The sequence below is a fragment of the Exiguobacterium sp. R-39 genome, from assembly GCF_049942815.1.
Taxonomy (GTDB): domain Bacteria; phylum Bacillota; class Bacilli; order Exiguobacteriales; family Exiguobacteriaceae; genus Exiguobacterium_A.
In genome coordinates this window covers 2604155-2627469 of sequence record NZ_CP187965.1, presented here as the reverse complement: position 1 = coordinate 2627469, position 23315 = coordinate 2604155, and the positions used below count along the sequence as shown (strand labels likewise).

22 protein-coding genes are annotated in these 23315 nt (G+C 50.5%); 16 read left to right on the top strand and 6 right to left on the bottom strand.

Annotated elements, in window-relative coordinates; translation table 11 throughout:
• Nucleotides 1-148 precede the first annotated feature (148 nt).
• Together ACP26N_RS13690 and ACP26N_RS13685 are read left to right on the top strand one after the other, a co-directional pair.
• Nucleotides 149-646 (top strand): VanZ family protein, encoded by a 498-nt coding sequence (locus ACP26N_RS13690; RefSeq protein ID WP_426354106.1) that lies wholly within the window; start codon nucleotides 149-151, stop codon nucleotides 644-646.
• Nucleotides 647-741: 95 nt separating this feature from the next.
• Complete coding sequence (locus tag ACP26N_RS13685; RefSeq protein ID WP_426354104.1) at nucleotides 742-1734, top strand: ATP-grasp domain-containing protein; 993 nt, start codon at nucleotides 742-744, stop codon at nucleotides 1732-1734.
• Nucleotides 1735-1801: 67 nt separating this feature from the next.
• Here the strand turns inward: ACP26N_RS13685 and ACP26N_RS13680 are convergent, their stop codons facing one another.
• Both ACP26N_RS13680 and ACP26N_RS13675 read right to left on the bottom strand, forming a co-directional pair.
• Nucleotides 1802-2560 (bottom strand): hypothetical protein, encoded by a 759-nt coding sequence (locus ACP26N_RS13680; protein ID WP_131502331.1) that lies wholly within the window; start codon nucleotides 2558-2560, stop codon nucleotides 1802-1804.
• A 31-nt stretch (nucleotides 2561-2591) separates the two neighbouring features.
• Nucleotides 2592-3881, bottom strand: a complete 1290-nt coding sequence (locus tag ACP26N_RS13675) for an O-antigen ligase family protein (protein WP_426354102.1) — start codon at nucleotides 3879-3881, stop codon at nucleotides 2592-2594.
• Nucleotides 3882-4209: 328 nt separating this feature from the next.
• Between ACP26N_RS13675 and ACP26N_RS13670 the strand changes: the two genes are divergently transcribed.
• Genes ACP26N_RS13670 through ACP26N_RS13610 form a run of 13 tightly spaced genes read left to right on the top strand, consistent with a single transcriptional unit; the run spans nucleotide 4210 to nucleotide 18712 of the window.
• Entirely contained in the window at nucleotides 4210-4860 is a 651-nt protein-coding gene (locus ACP26N_RS13670; protein WP_131502329.1) for a YveK family protein, read from the top strand.
• Nucleotides 4861-4882: 22 nt separating this feature from the next.
• Nucleotides 4883-6754, top strand: a complete 1872-nt coding sequence (locus ACP26N_RS13665) for a polysaccharide biosynthesis protein (protein WP_426354100.1) — start codon at nucleotides 4883-4885, stop codon at nucleotides 6752-6754.
• Nucleotides 6755-6766: 12 nt separating this feature from the next.
• Nucleotides 6767-8029 carry an oligosaccharide flippase family protein gene (locus ACP26N_RS13660; RefSeq protein WP_131502327.1) on the top strand — a complete coding sequence of 421 codons (1263 nt, stop codon included), beginning with the start codon at nucleotides 6767-6769 and terminating at the stop codon, nucleotides 8027-8029.
• Nucleotides 8030-8042: 13 nt separating this feature from the next.
• Nucleotides 8043-9335, top strand: a complete 1293-nt coding sequence (locus ACP26N_RS13655) for a hypothetical protein (protein ID WP_131502326.1) — start codon at nucleotides 8043-8045, stop codon at nucleotides 9333-9335.
• Nucleotides 9325-10362 (top strand): NAD-dependent epimerase, encoded by a 1038-nt coding sequence (locus ACP26N_RS13650; protein WP_114594974.1) that lies wholly within the window; start codon nucleotides 9325-9327, stop codon nucleotides 10360-10362. The genes ACP26N_RS13655 and ACP26N_RS13650 overlap by 11 nt, the downstream gene beginning before the upstream one ends.
• Nucleotides 10352-11701 (top strand): phenylacetate--CoA ligase family protein, encoded by a 1350-nt coding sequence (locus ACP26N_RS13645; protein WP_426354097.1) that lies wholly within the window; start codon nucleotides 10352-10354, stop codon nucleotides 11699-11701. Before ACP26N_RS13650 ends, ACP26N_RS13645 begins: the two co-directional genes overlap by 11 nt.
• A 12-nt stretch (nucleotides 11702-11713) precedes the next feature.
• Nucleotides 11714-13057: a nucleotide sugar dehydrogenase gene (locus tag ACP26N_RS13640; protein WP_426354096.1), complete on the top strand. Its 1344-nt coding sequence runs from the start codon at nucleotides 11714-11716 to the stop codon at nucleotides 13055-13057.
• Nucleotides 13045-14154, top strand: a complete 1110-nt coding sequence (locus tag ACP26N_RS13635; protein ID WP_426354094.1) for a glycosyltransferase family 4 protein — start codon at nucleotides 13045-13047, stop codon at nucleotides 14152-14154. The genes ACP26N_RS13640 and ACP26N_RS13635 overlap by 13 nt, the downstream gene beginning before the upstream one ends.
• 16 nt (nucleotides 14155-14170) lie before the next feature.
• Nucleotides 14171-14791: a sugar transferase gene (locus ACP26N_RS13630; RefSeq protein WP_131502321.1), complete on the top strand. Its 621-nt coding sequence runs from the start codon at nucleotides 14171-14173 to the stop codon at nucleotides 14789-14791.
• Complete coding sequence (locus ACP26N_RS13625; RefSeq protein ID WP_131502320.1) at nucleotides 14772-15839, top strand: GNAT family N-acetyltransferase; 1068 nt, start codon at nucleotides 14772-14774, stop codon at nucleotides 15837-15839. Before ACP26N_RS13630 ends, ACP26N_RS13625 begins: the two co-directional genes overlap by 20 nt.
• Nucleotides 15836-16990, top strand: a complete 1155-nt coding sequence (locus ACP26N_RS13620; RefSeq protein ID WP_426354092.1) for an aminotransferase class I/II-fold pyridoxal phosphate-dependent enzyme — start codon at nucleotides 15836-15838, stop codon at nucleotides 16988-16990. The genes ACP26N_RS13625 and ACP26N_RS13620 overlap by 4 nt, the downstream gene beginning before the upstream one ends.
• 23 nt (nucleotides 16991-17013) lie before the next feature.
• Entirely contained in the window at nucleotides 17014-17754 is a 741-nt protein-coding gene (locus ACP26N_RS13615) for a hypothetical protein (RefSeq protein WP_131502318.1), read from the top strand.
• Between the two features lie 34 nt (nucleotides 17755-17788).
• A complete protein-coding gene (locus ACP26N_RS13610; RefSeq protein ID WP_188004727.1) occupies nucleotides 17789-18712 on the top strand; it encodes an LCP family protein in 924 nt (307 codons plus the stop codon).
• Nucleotides 18713-18805: 93 nt separating this feature from the next.
• On the opposite strand, the gene ACP26N_RS13605 is transcribed toward ACP26N_RS13610, so the two are convergent.
• Together ACP26N_RS13605 and ACP26N_RS13600 are read right to left on the bottom strand one after the other, a co-directional pair.
• Complete coding sequence (locus ACP26N_RS13605) at nucleotides 18806-19417, bottom strand: AmiS/UreI family transporter (protein ID WP_131502316.1); 612 nt, start codon at nucleotides 19415-19417, stop codon at nucleotides 18806-18808.
• 151 nt (nucleotides 19418-19568) lie between these two features.
• On the bottom strand, nucleotides 19569-20822 hold the full coding sequence (locus ACP26N_RS13600) for an SH3 domain-containing protein (protein ID WP_251138605.1): 1254 nt from the start codon (nucleotides 20820-20822) through the stop codon (nucleotides 19569-19571).
• 159 nt (nucleotides 20823-20981) lie between these two features.
• Here ACP26N_RS13600 and ACP26N_RS13595 point away from each other — a divergent pair, with 159 nt between their 5' ends.
• The gene (locus tag ACP26N_RS13595) at nucleotides 20982-21890 is read left to right on the top strand and encodes a Gfo/Idh/MocA family protein (RefSeq protein ID WP_131502314.1); all 909 of its coding nucleotides are present in this window, start codon (nucleotides 20982-20984) and stop codon (nucleotides 21888-21890) included.
• Between the two features lie 68 nt (nucleotides 21891-21958).
• Here ACP26N_RS13595 and ACP26N_RS13590 read toward each other — a convergent pair whose 3' ends face one another.
• Complete coding sequence (locus ACP26N_RS13590; protein WP_426354090.1) at nucleotides 21959-22507, bottom strand: hypothetical protein; 549 nt, start codon at nucleotides 22505-22507, stop codon at nucleotides 21959-21961.
• A gap of 80 nt (nucleotides 22508-22587) precedes the next feature.
• Nucleotides 22588-23277: a zinc ribbon domain-containing protein gene (locus ACP26N_RS13585; RefSeq protein ID WP_131502312.1), complete on the bottom strand. Its 690-nt coding sequence runs from the start codon at nucleotides 23275-23277 to the stop codon at nucleotides 22588-22590.
• Nucleotides 23278-23315 lie beyond the last annotated feature (38 nt).

Genomic DNA, 23315 nt, shown 5'->3' with positions numbered 1-23315 from the left:
AAAAAAAAGTTTTTAATAAAAAATAATTACATTATTATGTATTTAATGGGTTTAAAATTCACGGTATCATGTGTTATTTGAAAATATTGGGAAGTTCTCTAAAAGAGAACATGCTATTCTAATAGTTAGCGAGAAAAGGAGGGCATATATGTTTAAAAAAATTCCATGGTCCGGTTATGTGACCCTGTTGATTGTAACCATCTTGTTTATCTCGAGTTCGATGCCATATGAAGAGCAGTCGTTAAAGCCTGGGTTGTCGAGGTACTTTGATTTAGGTTTCGTCGAACAGCTTCGGTTCATTTCGTTTGACTACCATGGGGAAGTCAGCGTGGAAGCGCTTGGTGCTTCTGGATTTGTTGAGTTTTTCATTCGAAAGGCAGCCCATCTGTCCATCTTCATCGTTCTCGGCATCGCCTTGGTGGATTTAACGTATCGAATGATCCGTCCGTATGCGTTGGCCGGTTTGTTTGCGTATACAGTCGCAATTACAATTGCCGTCTTTGATGAGTTTCATCAAATATTGACGGGCGGACGGACCGGATTGATTCAGGATGTCTTACTGGACGGCACGGGTGCTTTGATCGGGATTCTATTGTATCGATTATTTTGGAAGAAAAGACCAAGTGAACAATGGATGCGCCCGTGAGTCTTCTGTCCTAGTTTTTTTAGAGAAAAAGCAGGGTTTTGATGATGGAAGTCGAAAAAAAGATTAATCTCATTAACTAAAAGGAGTGAAATCGGATGCAGCATCCTCATCTATTGATTACGAGCGCCGGTCGCCGGGCAAAGCTCGTCGAGTATTTTGTCAAAGAGTTCAAGACGGGACGTGTCAGTACGGCAGACTGTAGTCCATTGGCATCCGCCTTATATATGACGGAGGACCATTACATCGTTCCGAAGATAGATGAGGTCGATTACATCGATCATTTACTGAAGCTTTGTCAAGAGGCGGGAGTGACGGCCATCCTGACACTGATTGATCCGGAACTCAGTTTGCTGGCTCGATCAGCTGAACGATTTCAAGCCGTGGGGGTGACAGTCGTCGTTTCACCGTATGCCGCCTGCCAACTTTGTTTCGATAAATATACGATGTATGAGTACTGTCTGCGTCAAGGTATCGCCCATGCGCGGACGTATCCCTCGATGGAATCGTTTCAAGAAGCTTTTTCCATAGGAGAAGTGAGCCTGCCTGTGTTTGTCAAACCACGTAGCGGGAGTGCCAGTACGGAAGTCCGCCAGGTGGAAACCTTCGAAGAGGTCGAACAGTTATTCACGAAGAATCGCGATCTGATCGTTCAAGAGTTGTTAGTCGGTCAAGAGCTCGGCGTCGATGCGTATGTCGATTTGATTTCTGGAAAAGTGACCTCTATCTTCATCAAGGAGAAATTAACGATGCGGGCAGGGGAGACGGATAAAAGTCGTTCCGTCGTCCGGGAAGACGTTTTTGAATTAATTGAACACGTCCTGGAAGAATCAGGCTTGACGGGTCCGCTCGATTTTGATTTGTTTGATGTCGCAGGTACATTGTATCTTTCGGAAATTAATCCGCGTTTTGGTGGGGGCTATCCCCACGCCTACGAGTGTGGCATTAATTTTCCGGCGCAACTTTACCGGAATCTCATGCAACAAGTCAACGTCCCTCAAATCGGACAGTACATGAGTGATGTCTACATGCTAAAGCATGACACGGTCACCTTGGTTTCTGCTGCTGAACTGCAACAAATCAAGCGATGAATGCAAAAAATGCCGATTGGGTTTCGTGTAGAAATCCGGTCGGCATTTTTATTACAGATGACATTCGTCAAGAAATCGAAACACGGGATCGTTTGAGGCACTGTACAGCAGACGTCCAGCTCCCGAATAAGGCGTTGATCGTCGACGTACTCGGGACGGATCGTCCTTCCGCCCATTTCCGGTAGTGGATGATGCTGAGCGATGGGAGCTCGCGTTGTGCCTGTCTCAACGCATCAAGGACATCTTCTTCGACCCACTTCCGCCGTGGGGGAGCGATGTCGAGACAAGTGAGGGCATCAACCCATGAACCGTATTTTCGGGCAATCGTCGCGACCGTCGGATGTCCGTTTTCCTGCGCCCAAATCGAGTAGGTCTGGGTCGTCAGGCGCGGAAGAACGTCCGATGCTTCGAGGAGCGCGTTGATAATGCGTTCTTCTGTCATACAGATTGAACGTGTCATCTCGATGTGTGCTTCCTCAAGGGCCCGTGACCATGACCCGAAACGAAGGTTAATCAACGTCAAGGAAGGACCGTGTTTGGCTTTGGCCCATTCGCGGTAACTGTTGCTATGAAACGGATGCAAACGTTCTGAAGCTTCTTTGATGAAAGCGAGGATCTCCTGATCGGAATAGTATGGCCGAATGGATGATAACCCAGCAGCATGCAACGCTTCACGCCATGATCCGAACACGTTGATAATCGTCGTGATCGACGGGATTTCTTTTCCGGTCGACCAGCGGGCATACGTCTTGGCGTCCAAGGCAGGATAAGCAATACTCGCCTCGATTAAGCTGTCGATTACTTGTTGTTCTGTCCATTTCTTCATGATGTCATACCCCTTTCGTGTAGGTGTTCGTCTAGGTGTGGGTACTTTCTTGTGAGGTCGTGCGACGGCGTGTCGCATAAATCAGAAAACTGAGCCAAATGAAATAAAATCCACTGGGCCGGATCAAGACACTTTCTGTGAACTGAAGCAAAAGCAACCAGATACTGAGTAACAACAAACTGATCGCTAACGAATCGTCGTAGCGGTAATCCTGAATGAACCGGACGAGTATCAACAGAAATGACGCGGAATACAGCAACAGTCCGAAAAATCCGAGTTCATACAGATAGACAATAGGCGTGCTGTGGAACGTATACAGTGTACTCGGTCCGAGCTGTTGTTCAAGCCCGATCACAGCAGAGCCGAGTCCGTGTCCGAACCAAAACCGGTCGAGTGAAGCGGTCAGACCGGCTTGCCATAACTCACTCCTTCCGTTGAGGCTGATCAACTTGGCGAATAACGAGTGGTTGAGGGACAGTGAGCCGATGAGAATCGCGGCACCAATCAGATAAAGCCCCGTCACCTGATAACGCAACCGATGGGCCGGAATCAATAAGATCGTCGTCAACAGCGCAAGCAGACAAAATGAATAGAGACCAGTCTGCGAAGCACTAAGGATCAGACCAATGAAAATCACAATCAGGATAATCCCGAACAGAACGAATGACCGGAGATTTCGGCGAGCAATCGACTGCAGGACAGACATCCAGGCCATGAGACCGCCAGGAACGAGCCATGCTGCCAACGTATTCGGATTGTTGGTCAGACTGGCTGACCGGAGAAAACTGCCTTGCTCACCGACATAAAGTTGGGATAAGGAAACGGGACCAAGTTGCAACGACTGAATGTTCTCGATCGGAACGTATTGTTTTCCGAATGAGACGATGAGTGCATAAACAGCGAGAAAGAAGGCCTGATAGAGAAGGATGAGGTTCAACAGCTGAAACCAACGGATGAAAGGTTGAAGCGTCAGTGATAGAACGATGATGACGAAAAACCATGTCGTAAACAGATGGAGTAGGGCAAGCGAAGAATCGACAGCTGGACGAAAAAAGAAAATGATAGCGTGAAACGTGAGATAAAGTAAAAACGAAGTGACAAGTCGTTGGGTCAAGGCGCGTGGCGGAAAATACAAGGGACGGGTAACAAGATAAAGGCCAGTAAACAGAATCAGATAGATAAGAGCGATCCAGATGTTCCAATGACTCGGCAGGACTTCGTCCGTGAAGGAGAGAGGACGTGTCCATAAATCGATCAGGACCCAAAGAGCCAGGAGGAATAAGCCAATCGATTCAGGTATATTGTATGATTTTAACATCATTACTAGTATCTATCCACCCTTCATATAGGACTTATTACCGAATTTTCAGTATTTTAATCATCAAATTGGTATTTACCCTTCATTTACTAAAATTCATGCAGTTTTCACGGATGATTTTGAAAAAATGGCGATCATTTTTTTGTGAATCGTCTTTTTTTTGTGAATCAATCTTTTTCGATGAACTAACGATACCGAAGCATGATGACTCCTCAAAAAAATATAATCATTTCCACCAAGCTCTAATTGTTTTGGCAGTCGTTTGGAAATAAGGTGTAACCATAACCAGTGTCCATCCAACATGTCAGGTAGTGAGAAAGAGGTGAACCATGTGAATTCCATCCATCAAAAAAAGACATTCGGTGACCATGTGATGACATTAAAGAAAGGGTGGTGGGTACTCTGCTTACTGACTCTTCTCTTAGCGGGTGCCGGATATGCCGTCAGCACCTATGTCATTCCACCGACGTATGAAGCGACTGCCTATATCCTTGTCGTCCCGCAACAGGATGCGGAAGCGACATCGACGACGACGCTTGTCAGTACCTACCAAGATATTTTAAGAAGCCCTGAAGTCATTGATCAGGTCGCTCAAAAGATGGACGTCACGGATAAACGGATCTTTGATTTGACGGATCGTCTGACCGTTGCCAGTAACCTGGACTCCCAAGTCATCGCCTTATCGGTCACGGATCGATCGGCAGAACAAGCCGCAATCCAGGCGAATACGATGACGGAAGTCTTCCAGGATTATGTGCCGCAACTGATCAAAACAAGCAGCACGGAAGTCTTCTCGACAGCCCGGATTCCAACGAAACCGGTCTCGCCGAACATTCTGATGAATACCGCAATCGGCGGGATTCTCGGACTCCTCTTCGGATTATTGATCGTCTATTCCCGGGCGCTCGGAAAAAAGTCAGTCGTTGAAGAAACAAAAGAGACGTCTTACCCGCAAGCTGTCAGTCATCCCAGCCGTTCTTGATTGAAGAAAGGAGGAGCCGATCATGCAAGCCCCGCCATTTCAGCAATATCGCCGGCATATGAAAATCGGTCTACTGCGGCTGATCGATGCCTCAATCATCATTGCTGCGACGGTCGTGACCTTTTACTTCTTTAACCCGCTGAACCTCACGGCCAACTTTGAACTGATGGATGCTATCGAAATCGCCCTGATTCAATGGGTCGCCTTGACGCTGGTCGCCCACTGGATGCGTTTTTATCAAATCATTTGGCGGTATGCCAGCCTCCGAGATTTGGGTGTGCTGCTCGTCGTCGTTGTTGCGAGCAGCTTCGTCCTTCTCGGACTTGAGTACGCGTTGTTCGATTTTGCCGTCGAACGCGCCGTTTTCCTCCAAACCGGACTAGTTCTGAACGGAATCTTGTTCGTCCGTCTGCTGATCCGTGGACGGAGTCTCGAGCTGAAACGTGAAAATCGGTCGCTCGGGAAACGGACGTTGATCATCGGTGCCGGTGCATCGGGGCAGATGATCACGAAAGAGCTGAAACAGAAAAAAGCCCACATCCTTAATGTCGTTGGATTACTCGACGATTTTACGGAGCTGAAAGGGATGATGATTCACGGTGTCCCGGTTATCGGAACGATTGACCAGCTCGAATGCATCATTGAAGAACATAAAATTGAAGCCGTCGTCCTGGCGATTCCGTCACTTGCCTATCCGGACCGGGTTGCCTTACTGAACCGGATCAAACAGACGAAAGTCGAAGCCCATACATTACCGATGCTTGTCGAACTGGCTTCCGGCAAGGTTTCCGTCAATCAGATGCGCGAAGTATCGATCGCTGACCTGCTCGGTCGGGAACCGGTGGAACTCGATATCACGGAGATTGAAAAAAGTGTCAGTCAAGCAACGGTCCTTGTAACCGGTGCCGGCGGATCCATCGGTTCAGAGATTTGCCGGCAACTGATTAAATTCAAACCGGCCCATCTGATTTTACTCGGTCATGGAGAAAACAGCATTTATCTGATTCGGCGTGAACTGGAAGCCGTAACGGAAGGAATCACGCTCCACTCCGTTATCGCCGATGTCCAGGATGCGGACCGGATGATGGATGTCATGGCACGTTTTAAACCGGATCTCGTCTACCATGCGGCCGCGCATAAACATGTCCCGTTAATGGAAGATAATCCGAGTGAAGCGGTCAAAAATAACATTTACGGGACACGGAACGTCGCGCTTGCCGCGGAAGCGGCCGGAGTCAAGCGATTCGTCATGATTTCGACCGATAAGGCGGTTAATCCGAGCAGTGTGATGGGAGCGACGAAACGAATCGCGGAGATGGCCATCCAGCAGATTGCCCGCAACAGTGAGACGACATTCGCTGTCGTCCGGTTCGGCAACGTGTTAGGGAGCAGGGGTTCCGTCATTCCGCTCTTTAAGGACCAGATTGCGAAAGGCGGTCCGATTACCGTGACGGACCCGAAAATGACCCGGTATTTCATGACGATTCCAGAAGCGAGCCGGCTCGTCATTCAAGCAAGCGTCCTCGCAGAAGGTGGAGAAGTCTTCGTCCTCGACATGGGCGAACCCGTCAACATCACGACGCTCGCCCGGAACCTGATTCATTTAAGCGGCTTTACCGAACAACAGATTCCAATCGTCTACAGCGGCATCCGAAAAGGTGAAAAGTTATACGAAGAGTTGCTCGCGACGGAAGAAGTACATGAAGAACGGGTCTTTGACAAGATTCTCGTCGGGAAGACACGACCGTTCGGATCCATTGATCCTTATTTACGGAACATCGCCTTGACGCTGGATGATGAACAGGCGTTACGGACGTATCTACTTGAAGCGACGAACCGGACCGACATGATGCCGGAGACGATTCCACCGGCGATTCGGATCGCCCGGGAATGAGGGGGAGACGAGATGAAATCTGTTCGGCAACTGTCACGATTTAATCTGATTTTCATTGCAGATACGGCCTATTCCCTCCATCAGTGGATGATTTTGACACTGCTGATTAAATGGAGCACACCACTCAACATCGGTTACTTCAATTACGCGCTCGCTTTAACCGCTCCGATTGTCATGTTTTGCTGGTTAAATGCCAGCACGATCCTGACGGCAGAACGGTCAGGCTTAAAAAATTTCAATTTGTTCATCAAGACCCGCTTTTCCTTATTATCTGTCGGAGTATTCGTCCTTCTCGGTGTCTATTATTTCTTTGGGGAAGCCGATATCCTCTGGCTGACGTTACTCGTTTACCTGAACAAGTATATGGAATCATTCGCTGATCTCGCCTACGGATTTCTCCAAGGACATATGGCGTTCAAGGAAGTCGCCTTATCCAAGATTTTCCGCAGTCTCGTCAACGTCTCAGGTGCGGCCTTGATTCTTTTTACGACCCATTCGATCCATGGCTTCGTCTTAGCACTCGTCGCCGGAAACCTGATCATGTTGATTCTTTACGATTTACCGACCGTCCGGCGTGTCGGTCACGGATTTGAAAACCAGCAGATGAGTGAACGGTATCAAACGGGACGGCAATTGTTCTTTAAAGCAGTCCCGCTCGGATTCGTCGCCTTATTGATCGCTCTCAATGCCAACATTCCCCGCCTGTTCGTCGGACATGCAATCGGAACGGAAGAACTCGGTTATTATGCGAGCATCGCGTATCTCCTGGTTCTTGGCAGCTTGTTCATTCATTCCCTCGTCGCCGTTTTGCTGCCGAACTTCTCCTCCGACAGCGGGGAGCGGCAAAGCTTACCGGAATTACGGAAGCTGACCCGGTCGATGCTGCTCATGACGAATGCAGTCGGTATCCTGTTGATCATCGGGTCGATTTTCTTCGGGAAGTGGGGCTTGACGATTTTCTACAATGCCTCGTTTGTCCAGTACCATACGATTTTCGTCCTGATGATGGTCGCCTCGCTCTTCTTTTATAATTCGACCGTCATCCAAGCGTTGTTGACCGGTTTTCAACAGTTCCGTGTTCAGACGATTGCCATCTTCGGCAGTGTCATCGTCAATATCGTCGCCTGCAGCATCCTGATTCCGATGTACGGTTTATACGGGGCGACGACAGCTTACGGATTATGTGCCGTCACCCAGATCGGACTGTTGATTCCGGCCCTTTATCGTTCGCTTTATCCACGAAAACTGACACTGGCAATTGAACAAAGCAGCTAAAGGAGGGAAAAGCATGCGGCCGATTCTGATTGTCGTCGTTCTGGAAGCCTTGCTCAGCCAATTGGTCCGACCGCTCTTTTTGACTTCTGAAGGTTACGTCGCAACCGTTCTTGCCATCAACTCGGTCTTGCTGATGTTTTATCTTCTCCGGCAAGCCGAGACGACACCGTTGTTCCTGATTTTCGTGACGGCGTTCCTGATCCGGCTGACATTGATGCTGGTTGATTTGGAACTGTTTCGGCTCCCGCCGCACAGTGGTGACGATACGGAAGCGTTTCATCTCGAAGGACTGCTGATTTATACCGACCCGACGATGTTCAACGAAGTCGTCCGGGGGAGTTACTCCAAATTTTTAGGAATCTTTTATCTCGCGTTTGGTCCGGAGCGGATGCTCGCCCAGTACTTCAATGTCATTCTCGGCGTCGTCTCGATCGTCATCCTGTCGAAAACGTTGCTGCTTTTGAAACTGCCGATGCATTACGTCCTGATCGCAACCGGTGTGTTTGCCTTCTTTGCCCAGGGCCTGTTGTTATCACCGATTCTCTTACGCGACCAGCTCGTCGCACTCGGAATCGTCTATACGCTCTACTACATGGTGCGCTGGACGCTTGATAAATCGGTGGCGAGTCTGACTTTCGCCTATCTCGGTTATTTGATCAGTACGATGTTTCATTCGGGTCTCGCAATCGGGATTCTGGTCCTCCTCGTCTACTTCTCCTTTTATAATCACGAGACGCAACGGATGGATTTTGAAGCTTCGAAAGTACAGCGGTTGCTGGTCCAAGTCGTCATCGTCGGGTTCATCGTCTACAGCTTCCAGGACGTGTTGTTCGCGAAATTTACCCACGTCTCTGCAAACGGACAGCTGTTCAGCGGGATGAGTTATGACCGTGGAGGATCGGCCTATCTGAACGGATTGATGGTGACCGGACCGTCGGACATGGTCCTGTACGCACCGCTGCGGATGATTTACTTCCTGTTCTCGCCGTTTCCATGGCAATGGTCGAGTGTGATGAACATCGCGATTTTCTTCGCCGATGCGGCTTTTTATCTCCTGTTATGCGGTCTGACACTGATGCATCTGAAATATTTGAAACAACACCCGCTCGGCAGTGTGCTTCTGTTCATGCTGATTCTGTTCATGGTTAACGCCGTCATTTTCGGTCTCGGGACAGGGAACGTCGGAACAGCGATCCGTCACCGGTATAAACTGTTTCCGATGCTGCTGATCGCGTATACATCGATCCACTATATCCGCTATCAAGTGCTCCACCACTTCGAGGAGGTTGAGAAACGTGCAGAATAAGACGATTTTAATTACCGGGATTGCAGGATTCATTGGATTTCATGCGGCACGTCGCTTTATGGCGGAAGGGTACCGGGTGATCGGACTGGATGAAGTCAATGATTATTATGATCCGTCACTGAAAGAAGCCCGCCTGATGGAACTGGATCCGAATCGGTATACGTTTTACCGGGTGTCACTCGAAGATGCGGCGACAATCAGTCGGATTTTCGAGACGGAACAGATTGACCTGGTGCTCCATTTAGCGGCTCAAGCCGGCGTCCGGTACAGCATCGATCGTCCCGACGTCTACATCACATCGAACATCGTCGGTTTCCTGTCCATCCTCGAAGCCTGCCGGCACTATCCGGTTGAACAATTGATTTATGCCTCTTCAAGTTCCGTCTACGGATCGAATACGAAGATGCCGTTCGCAACGACGGATGCCGTCGATCATCCGCTCAGTCTCTATGCGGCTTCGAAAAAAGCGAATGAGCTGATGGCGCATACGTACAGCAGTCTTTACGGCATCAAGACGACCGGGCTTCGGTTCTTCAGCGTCTACGGACCATGGGGACGGCCGGATATGGCCTTGTTCAAGTTCACGGAAGCGATTGCGAAAGGACAACCGATTGATCTTTACAACTACGGGGAGATGGGACGGGATTTCACCTACGTCGATGACATCATCGAAAGCATCTACCGGTTGATGCAGACGGAACCGGTTGCCGATCCGGCATTTGATCAGGAAAATCCGTTGCCTGACCGCAGCAATGTTCCGTACCGTGTCTTTAATATCGGCAGTCACAGCCCGATCCGGCTGAACGAATTCGTCGCCTTGATTGAAGAGCGGCTTGGTAAAAAAGCCATCAAACACGAAATGCCGCTCCAGGCAGGAGATGTTCCCGAAAGTTTTGCTGATGTTGAATCGTTATTCGAGACGATTGGTTACCGGCCGCAAACGACGATTGAAGCAGGTGTCCATGCATTCATCGACTGGTACGAACAGCATTACCGGCTGAAGGAGGAAGTCCAGGATGGCGCTTAAAGAAGAGATTTACTATAATTCTCCGATATTTATTCAGAATATTTTGACATCCATGTACGGAAAAAAGCTGATGCAGGAACGCTATGGTCCGGGATATGAGAAAAAAATTCAAGAACTACGGGTTAAAGACCGGACAGTCGATTACCGGCTCGAACAGCTAGAACGGCTGAATACGTTTCTCCTGTTCATCCAGGAACATACACCTTATTACCGGAAACTGTTTCGGGAGCACGATATCCGTCTTCCGTTCACGTCAATCGATCAGTTACAGACGATTCCGATCCTTGAAAAAGAAACATTACGGCAACAAAACGAATCCTTCATGTCGGAAGTGGACGCGCCGGTTCGCGGCCGGACCGGCGGGACGAGCGGGAAATCCCTCCAAGTCGCCTTCATGCGGGAAGACGTTCAGGAACGGATGGCGCATCTCGATTACTTCAAAGAATTGCACGGCTTTCATTCCGGGATGCGACGTGCGAGCTTCACCGGGCGGACGTTGACCGCGATCGATCAGAAAAAGCCAATCTTTTGGCGGAAGAACCGGCCACTCAATCAATTGTTATTATCAATCTTTCATATGAAAGAAGAAAATTTTCCGGCTTATATCGAAGAGTTGAACCGGTTTCGGCCGGTGGCACTCGACGGCACACCAACCGCGATGCTGGAAATTGCTTTATATCTGCTGAAACATGAGTTACGGCTCGACTTTCCCTTGATCGCGATTTTCCCGACATCGGAAACGGTGACGCCGGAGATGCGCCGGTTAATCGAAGAGGCGTTTCAAGCGCCGGTTTTTGACCAATACGGTTCATCAGAAGGGGCACCGATCATCTCGGAATGCCGGGCACACAAACTCCATCTCCATCACGAGACGGGCATCATTGAACCGTATGGAGACAGGGGTGAGGTCGTCGTCACGTGTTTTACGACCCGCGGTACACCGCTCGTCCGGTACCGGATCGGCGACCGGATGACACTCGGACAAGAGGCTTGCACATGCGGACTGAACGGTCCTGTCATCGAGTCGATTGACGGCCGTGGAACGAGTTATATCGTCAGCGAGAAACGCGGCAAGGTTTTTGAAGGCGACATCACGACGATCGCCCGGGAACTGCCGAACTCGGTCTTACGCCTCCAGGTGGAACAACATGCGCTGAATCGTGTGACGCTCCGTTACATTCCCGACGAGCAGCGGTTCGTGCCGAAACATGAAAAAATCCTGTTGCGGGAGATGCAGAAACTCCTCGGATCGTCGATGCAGGTCACCCTCGAGCCGGTCCGGCAGATGAAGCAGGAACCGAATGGAAAAACACTGATTGTCAAACAGTCGATGAAATAGGAGGAATCCATCATGAACAAGGCAGTCAAACACATCGTAGATACGACAGCAGCCGAAACACGATCACTCCCCATCGCCAACCGTTCGATTGCCGTCGTCGGTCTCGGATATGTCGGTCTTCCCGTCGCCGTCGCCTTTGGCGAAAAAACGGAAGTCGTCGGCTTTGACATCAAAGAACAGCGGGTCGCCGAACTGAAAGAGGGCATCGACGCAACGCTTGAACTCAGTCCGTTCGTCCTCAAAAATGCCGACGTTGAATACGTGACGGACGCAACAGCACTTGGTGTGAGTGATTTCATCATCATCGCCGTCCCGACACCGATCAACGCCCAAAATCAACCGGATTTGACACCGCTTCTGCGCGCTTCACACCTCGTCGGACGCCAACTCAACAAAGGCGATATCGTCGTCTACGAGTCGACGGTCTATCCGGGAGCGACGGAGGAAGATTGTATTCCGGTCCTTGAAGAAGCATCCGGTCTGCGGGCCGGGATCGACTTCTTCGTCGGTTACTCGCCGGAGCGGATCAATCCCGGTGATCATGAGCATACATTCAAGACGATCAAAAAAATCGTCTCGGCCCAAAATCAAGAAACACTCGATATCGTTGCTGAAGTCTACGAAGCGGTCGTCGAAGCCGGCGTCCACCGGGCGTCCTCGATCAAAGTCGCCGAGGCGGCAAAAATCATCGAGAACACGCAACGCGACTTGAACATCGCGCTAATGAACGAACTGGCGATCATCTTCGACCGGATGAACATCGATACGCTTGAGGTTCTCGAAGCCGCCGGAACGAAGTGGAACTTCTTACCGTTCCGTCCGGGACTCGTCGGTGGTCATTGCATCGGGGTTGATCCGTTCTACTTGACGATGAAGGCCGAGTCGCTCGGTTACCATCCGGAAGTCATCCTGGCCGGACGCCGGATCAACGATACGATGGGACGTTTCATCGCCACCTCGCTCGTAAAAAATCTGATCAAACAAAACATGCCGGTTCTCGGTGCGCGGGTGACGGTCCTCGGTCTATCGTTCAAGGAAAACGTCAGCGATATCCGGAACTCGAAAGTCGCGAACCTCGTCAAGGAAATCGAAGAATTCGGTATCGAAGTCCAGGTGACGGACCGCCTTGTCGAAAAAGGAGATGCCAAACGCGAATACGGAATCGATTTAGTTGATATGGCAAACTTGAAACCCGCCGACGTCGTCATCTTCGCCGTCTCGCACGAAGAATATGTCGAAGGCAACTGGCTGCTGGCGCAACATCTGCTCAAAGTCGGTCGCGGAATCGTCATCGATATCAAAGGGATGCTGGAACCGGCGGAAAAACCGGAAGGGGTGCATTTATGGCGACTTTAAAAATTCTTCAGGTCTGCGCCCTCGATACGACGGCCGAGACGATGTTACAACCGTTGCTGTTAGCCTTGCAAAATGCCGGACATGAAGTCGGCATTGCCTGTGCCGACACCGGGGCAGCATCGAAACTCGCGGCGCAAGGATTTACGATGCACGACATTCCAATCGAACGGAAAATCGACTGGACGAGTAACTGGAAGACGATTCGTTCAATCGTCCAGATTTTAAAGACCGAACAATATGACGCCGTGCATGTGCACACGCCGGTCGCGGCCGCCCTTGGCCGGGTCGCAGCGAAGCGGGCGGGCACGAAACACATCGTCTATACGGCACACGGTTTTTATTTTCACGAAAAGATGGGACGTGTCACCTACCAGCTGACGTATTCCGTTGAGAAATGGCTGGCACGGTTCGCGACCGATTATCTATTGCTCCAAAGTCAGGAAGACTACGAACTGGCGAACCGCAAACGGTTCAAAAATACGACCCGTCTGATGCACCTCGGGAACGGGATCGATTTAACCCGGTTTTATCCACGTCCCCGCCAAACAACCGGACCCTTTACGTTTTTATTCATCGGGCGGATCGTCGAAGAAAAAGGAATTCTCGAACTGTTGAACGCTTTCGAACAGGTTGTTGCGGTCCAACCGGACGTTCGGTTGATGATTGCCGGTGAGATGATGGAAAGCGAACGCGATCAGACGACGAAACATACGTTCAGGAAACGGATCCGGGAAATCCCGAACATCGATTATCTCGGTTTCGTCGAAGATGTACCGGAACTGTTGCATCAAGTCGATGCGTTCGTGTTACCGTCGCACCGCGAAGGTGTTCCCCGCTCAATCATCGAAGCGATGGCGACGGCGAAACCGGTCATTGCGACAAACATCCGGGGCTGTCGGGAAGAAGTAGTCGACGGCAAAACCGGTTATCTGGTCGAGGTACAGGATGAAACACAACTGGCCCGGCGGATGCTGAATCTGGTCGAACAGCCGGACGTCGCGTCTGAAATGGGACGGGCCGGATTCGAACGGGCGATGAAACACTTTAACGAAGCAGATGTCATCAAGCGGCAACTCAATCTCTTTTCGAACTTATGAGAAGGAGGACGTTATCATGAAACGGACATTCGATTTCACTGTCAGTCTACTCGCTATCCTCGTCCTGTTGCCGGTCTATGCCTTCGTCGCCGTATTCGTCTATACGAAGCTCGGACGACCGATTTTCTTTAATCAAGTCCGTCCGGGGTACAAAGGAGAACTGTTCAAGATTTATAAGTTCCGGACGATGTCGAACGAAACCGATGCGGACGGCAAGCTGTTACCGGATGCCGACCGGATTCCAAAATCGGTCGAATGGATCCGGCGCCTGAGTCTCGACGAGATCCCCCAGTTCTTTAACATCCTGCGGGGACAGATGAGTTTCGTCGGACCCCGTCCGCTGCTCGTCAGCTATTTGAACCATTACTCAAAAGAACAGATGACACGGCATGACGTCCTGCCGGGCTTGACCGGATGGGCACAAATCCACGGTCGAAACGCGACGACCTGGCAGGAACGGTTGGAACAGGATCAATGGTATGCAGCGAACCATACGTTCCGACTCGATTTATATATTCTTTGGAAGACCGTCAAGATTGTCATTTCTTCAGAAGGGAATTCGACCGACCACCAGACGGGGATGGGTGAGTTCAAGGGACTCGATGGGGGTGTCCATCATGATGTCGCTAAGCAATGAACGTCTGATTCACGATCCCTTGGAATGGGATGCCCTTGTCGCCCGATATGGACTTGATTGTTATTATGAATACGCTTACTTTGAACTGGCGCAAGAACCGGAAGCGGTACCCGAGATGTACATTCATCCTTCCGAGTCCGGTGTGCTGATTTATCCGTACTTGAAACGTAAAATAACCGGCACACCGTTTCAAGACTTAACGACTCCATACGGATACGGCGGACCGGTCTTCGTCGGACGCTGGTCGAGCGATCAAGTCGAGGATATCCGCCGCCACTTTCTCGATTATTGTCACGCGGAACGGATTGTCAGCGAAACGATTCGTTTTCATCCGCTCCTTGAAAATCAGGAACTTGGACAGGTTTGGTGTGAGACGACGACAGTTCTGCAACAGACGGTGACGGTCGATCTGACCGATTCGTTTGAGACGATTGAAAGTCGGTTCTCTTCGATGACACGGCGGAACATCAAAAAAGCCATTCGGGAAGACGTGACGGTCCGGGTCGCGGGACAGGACGAATATGACCGTTTCATCCGGCTTTACCGGCTGACGATGGACAAACACCAGGCCGATGCCCGTTATTACTTCACCGACCATTACTTTCACCAGTTTCAGGATGGGCGACTGCCGGCCGAATTATTGGTCGCTGAGCGGGAAGGAAAGATCATTGCCGGTTGTATCGTTCTCTACGGTCAACAGTTTGCACATTATCATCTCGGTGCATCCGATCCGGCGGAACTGGCAGCCCGTCCGAATCATCTTCTGTTCGCTGAAATGATCCGCCGTGCCAAGGCACTCGGAAAAACGGCCCTTCATCTTGGAGGAGGAACGACGCGGAACGAGGACGACAGCCTGCTCGCCTATAAACGTTCCTTCAGCCATCGCCAGACATCGTATACGCTCGGGACATCAGTGCTCCATCCTTTACTGTACCGGCAATTATCCGAACAGCATCTCACACACCACATCCCGTCGTCGCAAGACTGGTTTCCGGCATACCGGACACCTGTCCGCCAACTGTCACCAAGGGAGGAGCAGTCATTATGAAACACATCCCGTTATCAATCCCGCATCTCAGTGGTCAGGAAATACGTTATGTTACGGAAGCTTTGGAAACGAACTGGGTCGCGCCGCTCGGACCAAATGTCGAAGCATTCGAGGCGGCAATGAAAACGTACAGCGGTGCAGCAGCGACACTCGCAACAAGCAGCGGGACCGCAGCCATCCACTTAGCCTTGGCGACGCTCGGCGTCACGGCAGGGGATGATGTCTTTTGCCAGTCGTTAACCTTTGTCGCCTCGACGAATCCGATCCGCTATGTCGGCGCAAGACCGGTTCTGATCGATTCCGAACCGGAAACGTGGAACATGTCACCGGCGGCACTGCGCCGGGCGATGATTCAAGCCGCGACCCGGGGACGCCTGCCGAAAGCCGTCATCGTCGTCCATCTGTACGGGGTCGTTGCGAAGATCGAGGAGATCGCCGCCATCTGTGAGGAGTATGATGTGCCGTTGATCGAGGACGCGGCAGAATCTCTCGGATCAACGGTCAACGGCCGGATGACGGGCACGTTCGGAACGTTCGGCATCTATTCGTTTAACGGTAATAAAATCATCACGACGTCGGGTGGCGGCATGCTGGTCTCAAATGACAACAGCTTGATTGAGCGGGCCTTTTATCTCGCGACGCAAGCCCGTCAGCCCGTCTTACATTATGAACACACGGAAGTCGGCTTTAACTATCGGATGAGTAACGTTTCTGCCGGCATCGGACGCGGACAGCTGGAAGTGATCGAAGAGCGCGTCGAGGCACGGCGGACGATTTTTAATCGATACGTCCGGGCATTCGAGACGGTCGATGCTTCGCATTATCAACAGGAAATCGAAGGAAGCCGCGCAAACCGCTGGCTTACGGCACTGACGTTACCGGGTGGCATGGAACAACGGGACATGTTGATTCAACAGTTGCAGCAAAAAAACATCGAGGCGCGTCCGGTCTGGAAACCGATGCATCTGCAACCCGTCTACCGGGATGTTCCGTATATCACGGCGAATGAGGAGGATGTCAGTCGCCGTCTGTTCGAGGAAGGAATCTGTTTACCGTCCGCTTCGCAAATGAGTTTTACGGATCAGGCACTCGTCATTCGTTTTGTTCGCCAGGGACTCGTTGAAGATGTTCGACGAAATGTTCAGTTATGAATGTGTGGGAGGGAGACATCGTGATGAGCGATTTGGAGGAAGCGATTGAAGCACTCCGTCTCGCTGCGAACGGGAAAAATGAACTGACGGCAAATACCTACTTTCGTTGGCAACTGAATACCCAGTATCCAAGCGTCGCGGAAATCCTGATTTTATTCGGATCATGGCAAATCGCTCTCGAACGGGCCGGCATCGGCCATGTCCGGGTAGCCTTTACCAAGTCGGATATCGTCGAGGCCTTACGAGCCGCGAAGGAAGAACTGGAACCCTTCACGAGTGCGACGTATCGTGAATGGGCTCAGCAACATCAGGCGCCGAGCTTGACCGATATCGTCCATCAATTCAACTCGTGGCAGCAGGCATTATCGGAAGCAGAAATTTTAAAAGAACGGGTGCAGGAGATGGAGCGCCGGATCATCGAATCGTTACTCGAAGCACAAGAGACGTTATCCGTCCTGACGAGCCAGACGTATACGAAATGGGCAGCCGGAAAAAACCGGCCGACGGTGGCAACGATTGCGAGACGGTACGGATCGTGGAGTAATGCTCTGGAAATCATCGGGATTGAACAACCACGCAAACGCTGGACGGAAGAGGAAGTGTTACGCATTTTACGGGAGGCATCGGTTGAAATGGATGGTTTGACGATTGCACACTATCAACGCTTCAGTGAGGGACGGGAGGCGCCGAGCATCGGTGTCATCACGGCCTTGTTCGGCAGTTGGAGCAATGCGGTGATGATCGTCTCCGACCAGCAATCGTAAATCGACTTGATCCGAAGGAAAAGGGGATATCATGATGAAAAAATGGACGTGGCTGATCATAACAGTGGTTGGTATCGGGTTACTCGTTTTTTTCGGATCAGGTGGGTACATCCAGCAGGCAGATCATCCGACGAGCAAGCAGGCGGAGGTGGCCGATTCGACACATGTCGAGGCGACGACTCAATCTCAACCGGCAAAAGCCTCGAAGAGCAAACCGGCAAATCAACAAAAGGCGTTGTCGTTTTTATTGCTTGGTGTGGATCAAAGGGGAGACGAAGCAGGACGGAGCGATACGATCATCGTCGTCACGGTTAATCCGGCAACCGGCGAAAGCAAGATGCTCAGCATCCCCCGCGACTTGAAGACGGAAATCATCGGTGTCGGTTCGAACGATAAAATCAATCATGCCTATGCTTTCGGAGGTCCGGAAATGGCACGGGATACGGTCGAGCATCTACTCGATCTGCGAATCGACTACTTCGCCGAAATCAATCTCAAGGGGTTCACCGATTTAGTCGATGCCGTTGATGGAGTGACCGTTGAAAATGATATTAATTTTTCCTATTATGAGATGCAGTTCCCGAAAGGTCCAGTGTCACTGAACGGAAAGGAAGCTCTTGCGTATGCCCGGATGCGTCACGATGATCCGCGGGGGGACTTTGGACGGCAAATCCGGCAACGGCAGGTCGTTCAGGCCGCCGCAGATAAACTGACGGCTGATTTTTCCTTGACGCGTTTTAACGATGTGTTGACGGCACTCGGTAAAAATGTCAAAACGGATATCCCGTTCCCGGTCGTCCGGAAGCTTGCGACCGATTACCGGGACAGTTTGAAACAAGTCGAGACGTTGTCGCTTGAAGGAAGCGGCGGCATTGAGTCGGATCAGATCTATTACTGGCATCCGACAGCCGCTTCGCTGAAGCAGGTCCGGACCGAGTTGCAAAAGGAACTGAAATGATGGTTATAGTCCTCGAAAAAGGGCGGCAGATTAAAATCCGCCGCCCTTTTTCATATTCATGCCCGACGTTGAAGCCAGGATGGATGGTTGTCTTTAGTTTTTCGAACGGACAATCGTCCGGACAGGCAGGAACTTAACGGCCGCATAGATGAAATACAAGACCGTCATGATAGCGGCTGCACTCCAGATGAGCTGGTAGCTGGCACCGTTCGTCCCGAACCGCAGTCCGACAAGAGCCGGAACGATTAGCGTCAGCCAACTGAGGACAATCGCAACCCGTGCCGTCAGAGCATCGATGCTGATGTTTAATCCCATCCCGAGGAAAAATAATCCCCACAGGATGACCCAAAATAACCACGTCGCACCACCCATGAAATCGCCGGTACTAAAGCTGACCCCTGCATAAAACAGCGCGGAGATGGCGACAAACAACGAGAACCAGCCGACGCCGCTCCCATCAAGACCAAATAAAAAGGTGATGCCGACATAGAGGTACGTAAACGCAAATAAATAGATGCTCGCATAGCCGAACGTCAATGCCGGATCTCCGGCTGCCCCGATGACGAGCCAGGTCGCGATGAACGTCTGCAGTAATCCGGTCAACAGACTGAACAGGCCTGCACTCTTCAAATCGACTTTACCGAACAGCGACAGACTATTTAAAAAGAGGGCGACGCCTCCGAATAACAAACTTACATTTCCCACGTGAATTCCTCCATTAAGACGTCAGACGTCTGATTGTTATCTCCACCATATGATGAATTCGCTTCCATTGCAAGTGAAATTTTTAAGAGAAAATCAACAAAAAAGACTCGCGATTCCACTTTCCGAAGAAAGCGGATCCGAGAGTCTGTTCTTAACGATTAAGGACGGAACGTAACGTCGTTTCTGTTTGAGGAAGGGTCCCTTTTAACGTGACGAGACCGTAACGTGTTGAACCTTTTTTAATGAAGAAGACCCGTGTATAAGCAGATTCCGGAGTGTAACCGGTCTTGCTTGCATAGACACGCGTATCACCTGGAAGTGACGTGTTCGTGTGATACCACGTCAACGTCCGGGCATACGGTCCTTTAACGGTCGTCTGGAACGACTTACGTCCGCTGACCGTCATCAGATAACTGTACTTGGCATAGGTATTGGCAAGCTTCTGCATATCCGCCGCCGTCGTATAGTGGCTTGGATGATAGAAGCCGTGTGGATTCATGAAATGACTGGCCGACATGCCGATTGCTTTCGCTCGGCTGTTCATCATGGAAACGAAGTTCGACTCCGAACCGCCCGTACGGACCGCGATGGCTTTCGCGGCATCGTTGCCTGACCGGATCAGCATCCCGTTTAACAGTTGACGCATCGTGACTTTGTCACCCGATCGGAAACCAGCGGAGCTGCTGCCGGCAGGAACAGACAACATCGAATACGTCAGTGTAAATGTCTGATCGAGTGTCCCCTTTTTTGCAGCCGCGTCATAAGCGACAAGGGCCGTCAATAATTTTGTCGTACTCGCAGGGTAACGGCGGGCAAAGCTTTCTTTCGTCAGTTCATAACCGGATGATCCAAGCTTGAAATAACGCATCGAAGCAACCGGATAACTGCCGCTCGCTGGAGCAGGAGAGCTCGTCGTCAGCTTTCTGGCGACTTGGTTCGAAACATAATAGTAGTTCGTTTTCCCTTTGACCTTATACCAGCCATTCGAATAGGAAACGGCATTGAACTTTGACTTGTATGTAGCATGCCGCTTGATATTTTTAGAGGAAGCTGTACTTGGTGACGTGCGGACGTTTGCGCCGGCCGTCGAGTAAACGATGATTTTATATGTCTTGACGGAACTTGTTGTCACCTTTTTAGCGACTTGATTCGACAGATACCGATAGGCACTTCCATCTTTGATTTTGTACCAACCGTTCGAATAGGAGACCGCTGTGAATTTAGCTTTATACGGAGCACGACGGGTAATGGTTGCAGATGAGCTTGTACTCGGCTTCGACCGGATGTTCGCTCCAATCGTCGACGTGACGATGACCTGGTAGCTTGCTGCTTGGGCAGGAACGGCCGGGAGACATAACGTAATAAGTAGGACGAGCGTCAAACCAATCCTGAATAATGATTTCATAAAAAAACTCATTCCCTCCTTTTGCAAAATATGTTCTTATCATAAAACAAAAAAAGGAAATTATCTTCTTTTTTAAAAAAATACTTTAGTTACACGAAGTGTATGAAAACCGCTAACATAGGGTATGAGAGCAAAAGACGTGTCCAAGGAGGAATTTAGATGAAGATTGCAATAATTGGTTTAGGCGATATCGCTCAAAAGGCATATTTACCGGTCTATGCGGAGCGGACGGACTTAGAGGTCTATCTTGTTTCAACGGATCAGGAAAAAGCAGAACGGTTACGGAACGCTTACCGGTTTGCCGGAACATTGTCTTCACTCGAAGACGTGATCAAAGAGGGGATTCAAGTCGCGATGATTCACTCAGCAACGAAAGCCCACGCGGAACAAGCGAAACAGCTGCTGACGGCAGGTGTCCATCTCTACATTGATAAACCGGTCTCGCTCGAAGTCGCGGAAGTCCGGGCCTTAACAGAACAGGCGGAAGAACAAGGACTGCATTTCATCACCGGCTTCAATCGCCGGTTTGCATCAGCACATCGAACTTTACTTGAAGTCGAAGAACCGAATCTGGTCGTCATGCAAAAAAACCGGACATCCTTCATCGAAGATGCGAAGACCTTCATTTTTGATGACTTCGTCCATGTCGCGGATACACTTCGATTCCTGACGGGACGAGGTGAAATCGAACAGTTGCAAGTCCGCGGTAAAAAAGTCGATGGGTTGTTGCATCACGTGACGATTCAATTCGAATCGAACGGTATCACGGCGATCGGCATCATGAACCGGAACAACGGCGTGACGGAAGAACGCGTCGAAGTAATGGGACCAAATGAAAAACGGATTGCGACAGATGTGACGTCGGTGGAACGGCTGACGAAAGCCGGTACGTTGCGTCTTCCGCTCGACAACTGGGAGCCGACGCTTCACCGTCGCGGATTCGTTGAGATGGTAGATGCGTTCATCGAAACCGTCCACGGAAATCCGTCAGCATCTGTCACGGGGAAAGACAGTCTGGCGACGCACGAGCTGTGTGCGGAAATCGTCAGTCGACTGGATGCATTGTAATTCTTTTATGTAAGTAAAAACGAACGCTGCCTCTTGAATCATCAAGAGACGGCGTTCGTTTTTTTCGTTTACTGATCAGCTTTTTTTAATTGATAGATTCGTTTCCCGCCCGTACCTTCGAAGGTGACGGTAAGACCTGCCCGGCTGAAGACATAACTGACGAGCCCTTCGGATTGGGCGAGGCGGGCCGATAAATCCGGTTCGAAGCGGACTGTCTCTGTATCACTCCGGGTTGCATCAGTCGTTCCGAACTGTTGATACTGGATCGTTGCCAGCAACGTGTGCGGTTTACCGAATGATACTTTCACTTGACCTGTGGCAGGGAAGGATTGTTCTTGCAGCCCGTCATCGAGAATACTGCGCTCGATTTGATAAGTACCCGCTGCTTGTTTTAAGCGCTCGATCATCGCTTCGGCACTGAGTTGAATCGACTTTGCCTGCAAGCGAACCGAATTATCTTGTGTTAACGGCAACTGTTCAATCTTTCGGGCAATAGTGACGGCGTCATGAAAATGGTAACTCGCAAATTGCGTTTCCAAGCGAACCATCAACTGAGCTGCTTCATCCATCGGGTCCTGACGGGTCGATTGATCGACGGCTTTCGTATATTGTCCCATGTCCAGTTCGTCCTGGATACGTGACGGCTCCTGGGAACACCCCATCAGCAGACTGCATAAAAGAAGTATGGCGAACACTCTCATGCGGGCACCTCCGTCCGGACGATGTGCGTGATCTGCAGGTGATCCGTATGTAACCGAACACTGTAACGGACAACGTACGTGACGAGCTGATGACCGGCAGGAAGTTGATACGTTTCAATCGTCCTTACCTGATAGGAATCTCCTTTTGAGACGAACCCCTTAAAGTCAACTGTCTGGAGGCGCGGTGGAATCGGACTGTCGGAAGCGGCATGGATCGTCCGTAACGCCCCGACTTCTGACTGAAAGGCATCCAAGGTCGCGAACTGGATGGCGGAGAACGTTTCCAGTGTATCCGTCGCTTTTGAATAATTGGCCGTTTCCGGAACCGTTTGTGTATATTGACGGACGAACTTCAAGATATCGTAAGAGGCCGGAGGGTTTTCCGACGAATAGGTTTGATTGTAGGCGGATGTCTCATCGGACCAATCCGACAAAGGTAAGGCTTGAACGGGCGCCGCCAGCGTCGTGCGGGCTGAGTCGGTTTGCGTCAAGGCATACCATGTCCCGATCGATCCAACCGCTAACGCGAAAACGATAATGAAAGATAAGATGTGACGGCTGGATTTGACCGGCGTGACCGGTAATTCCTCATCGAAGCGTTGTTTTTTGAGGACAGGATGTTTGCAGTAGGAACATGCTGTCGCTTCTGTTTCCAATGGTGTTCCGCAAAGTGAACAACGTTCCATGAACCATCCCTCCTAAGTAAAATGACATAATATTTTTT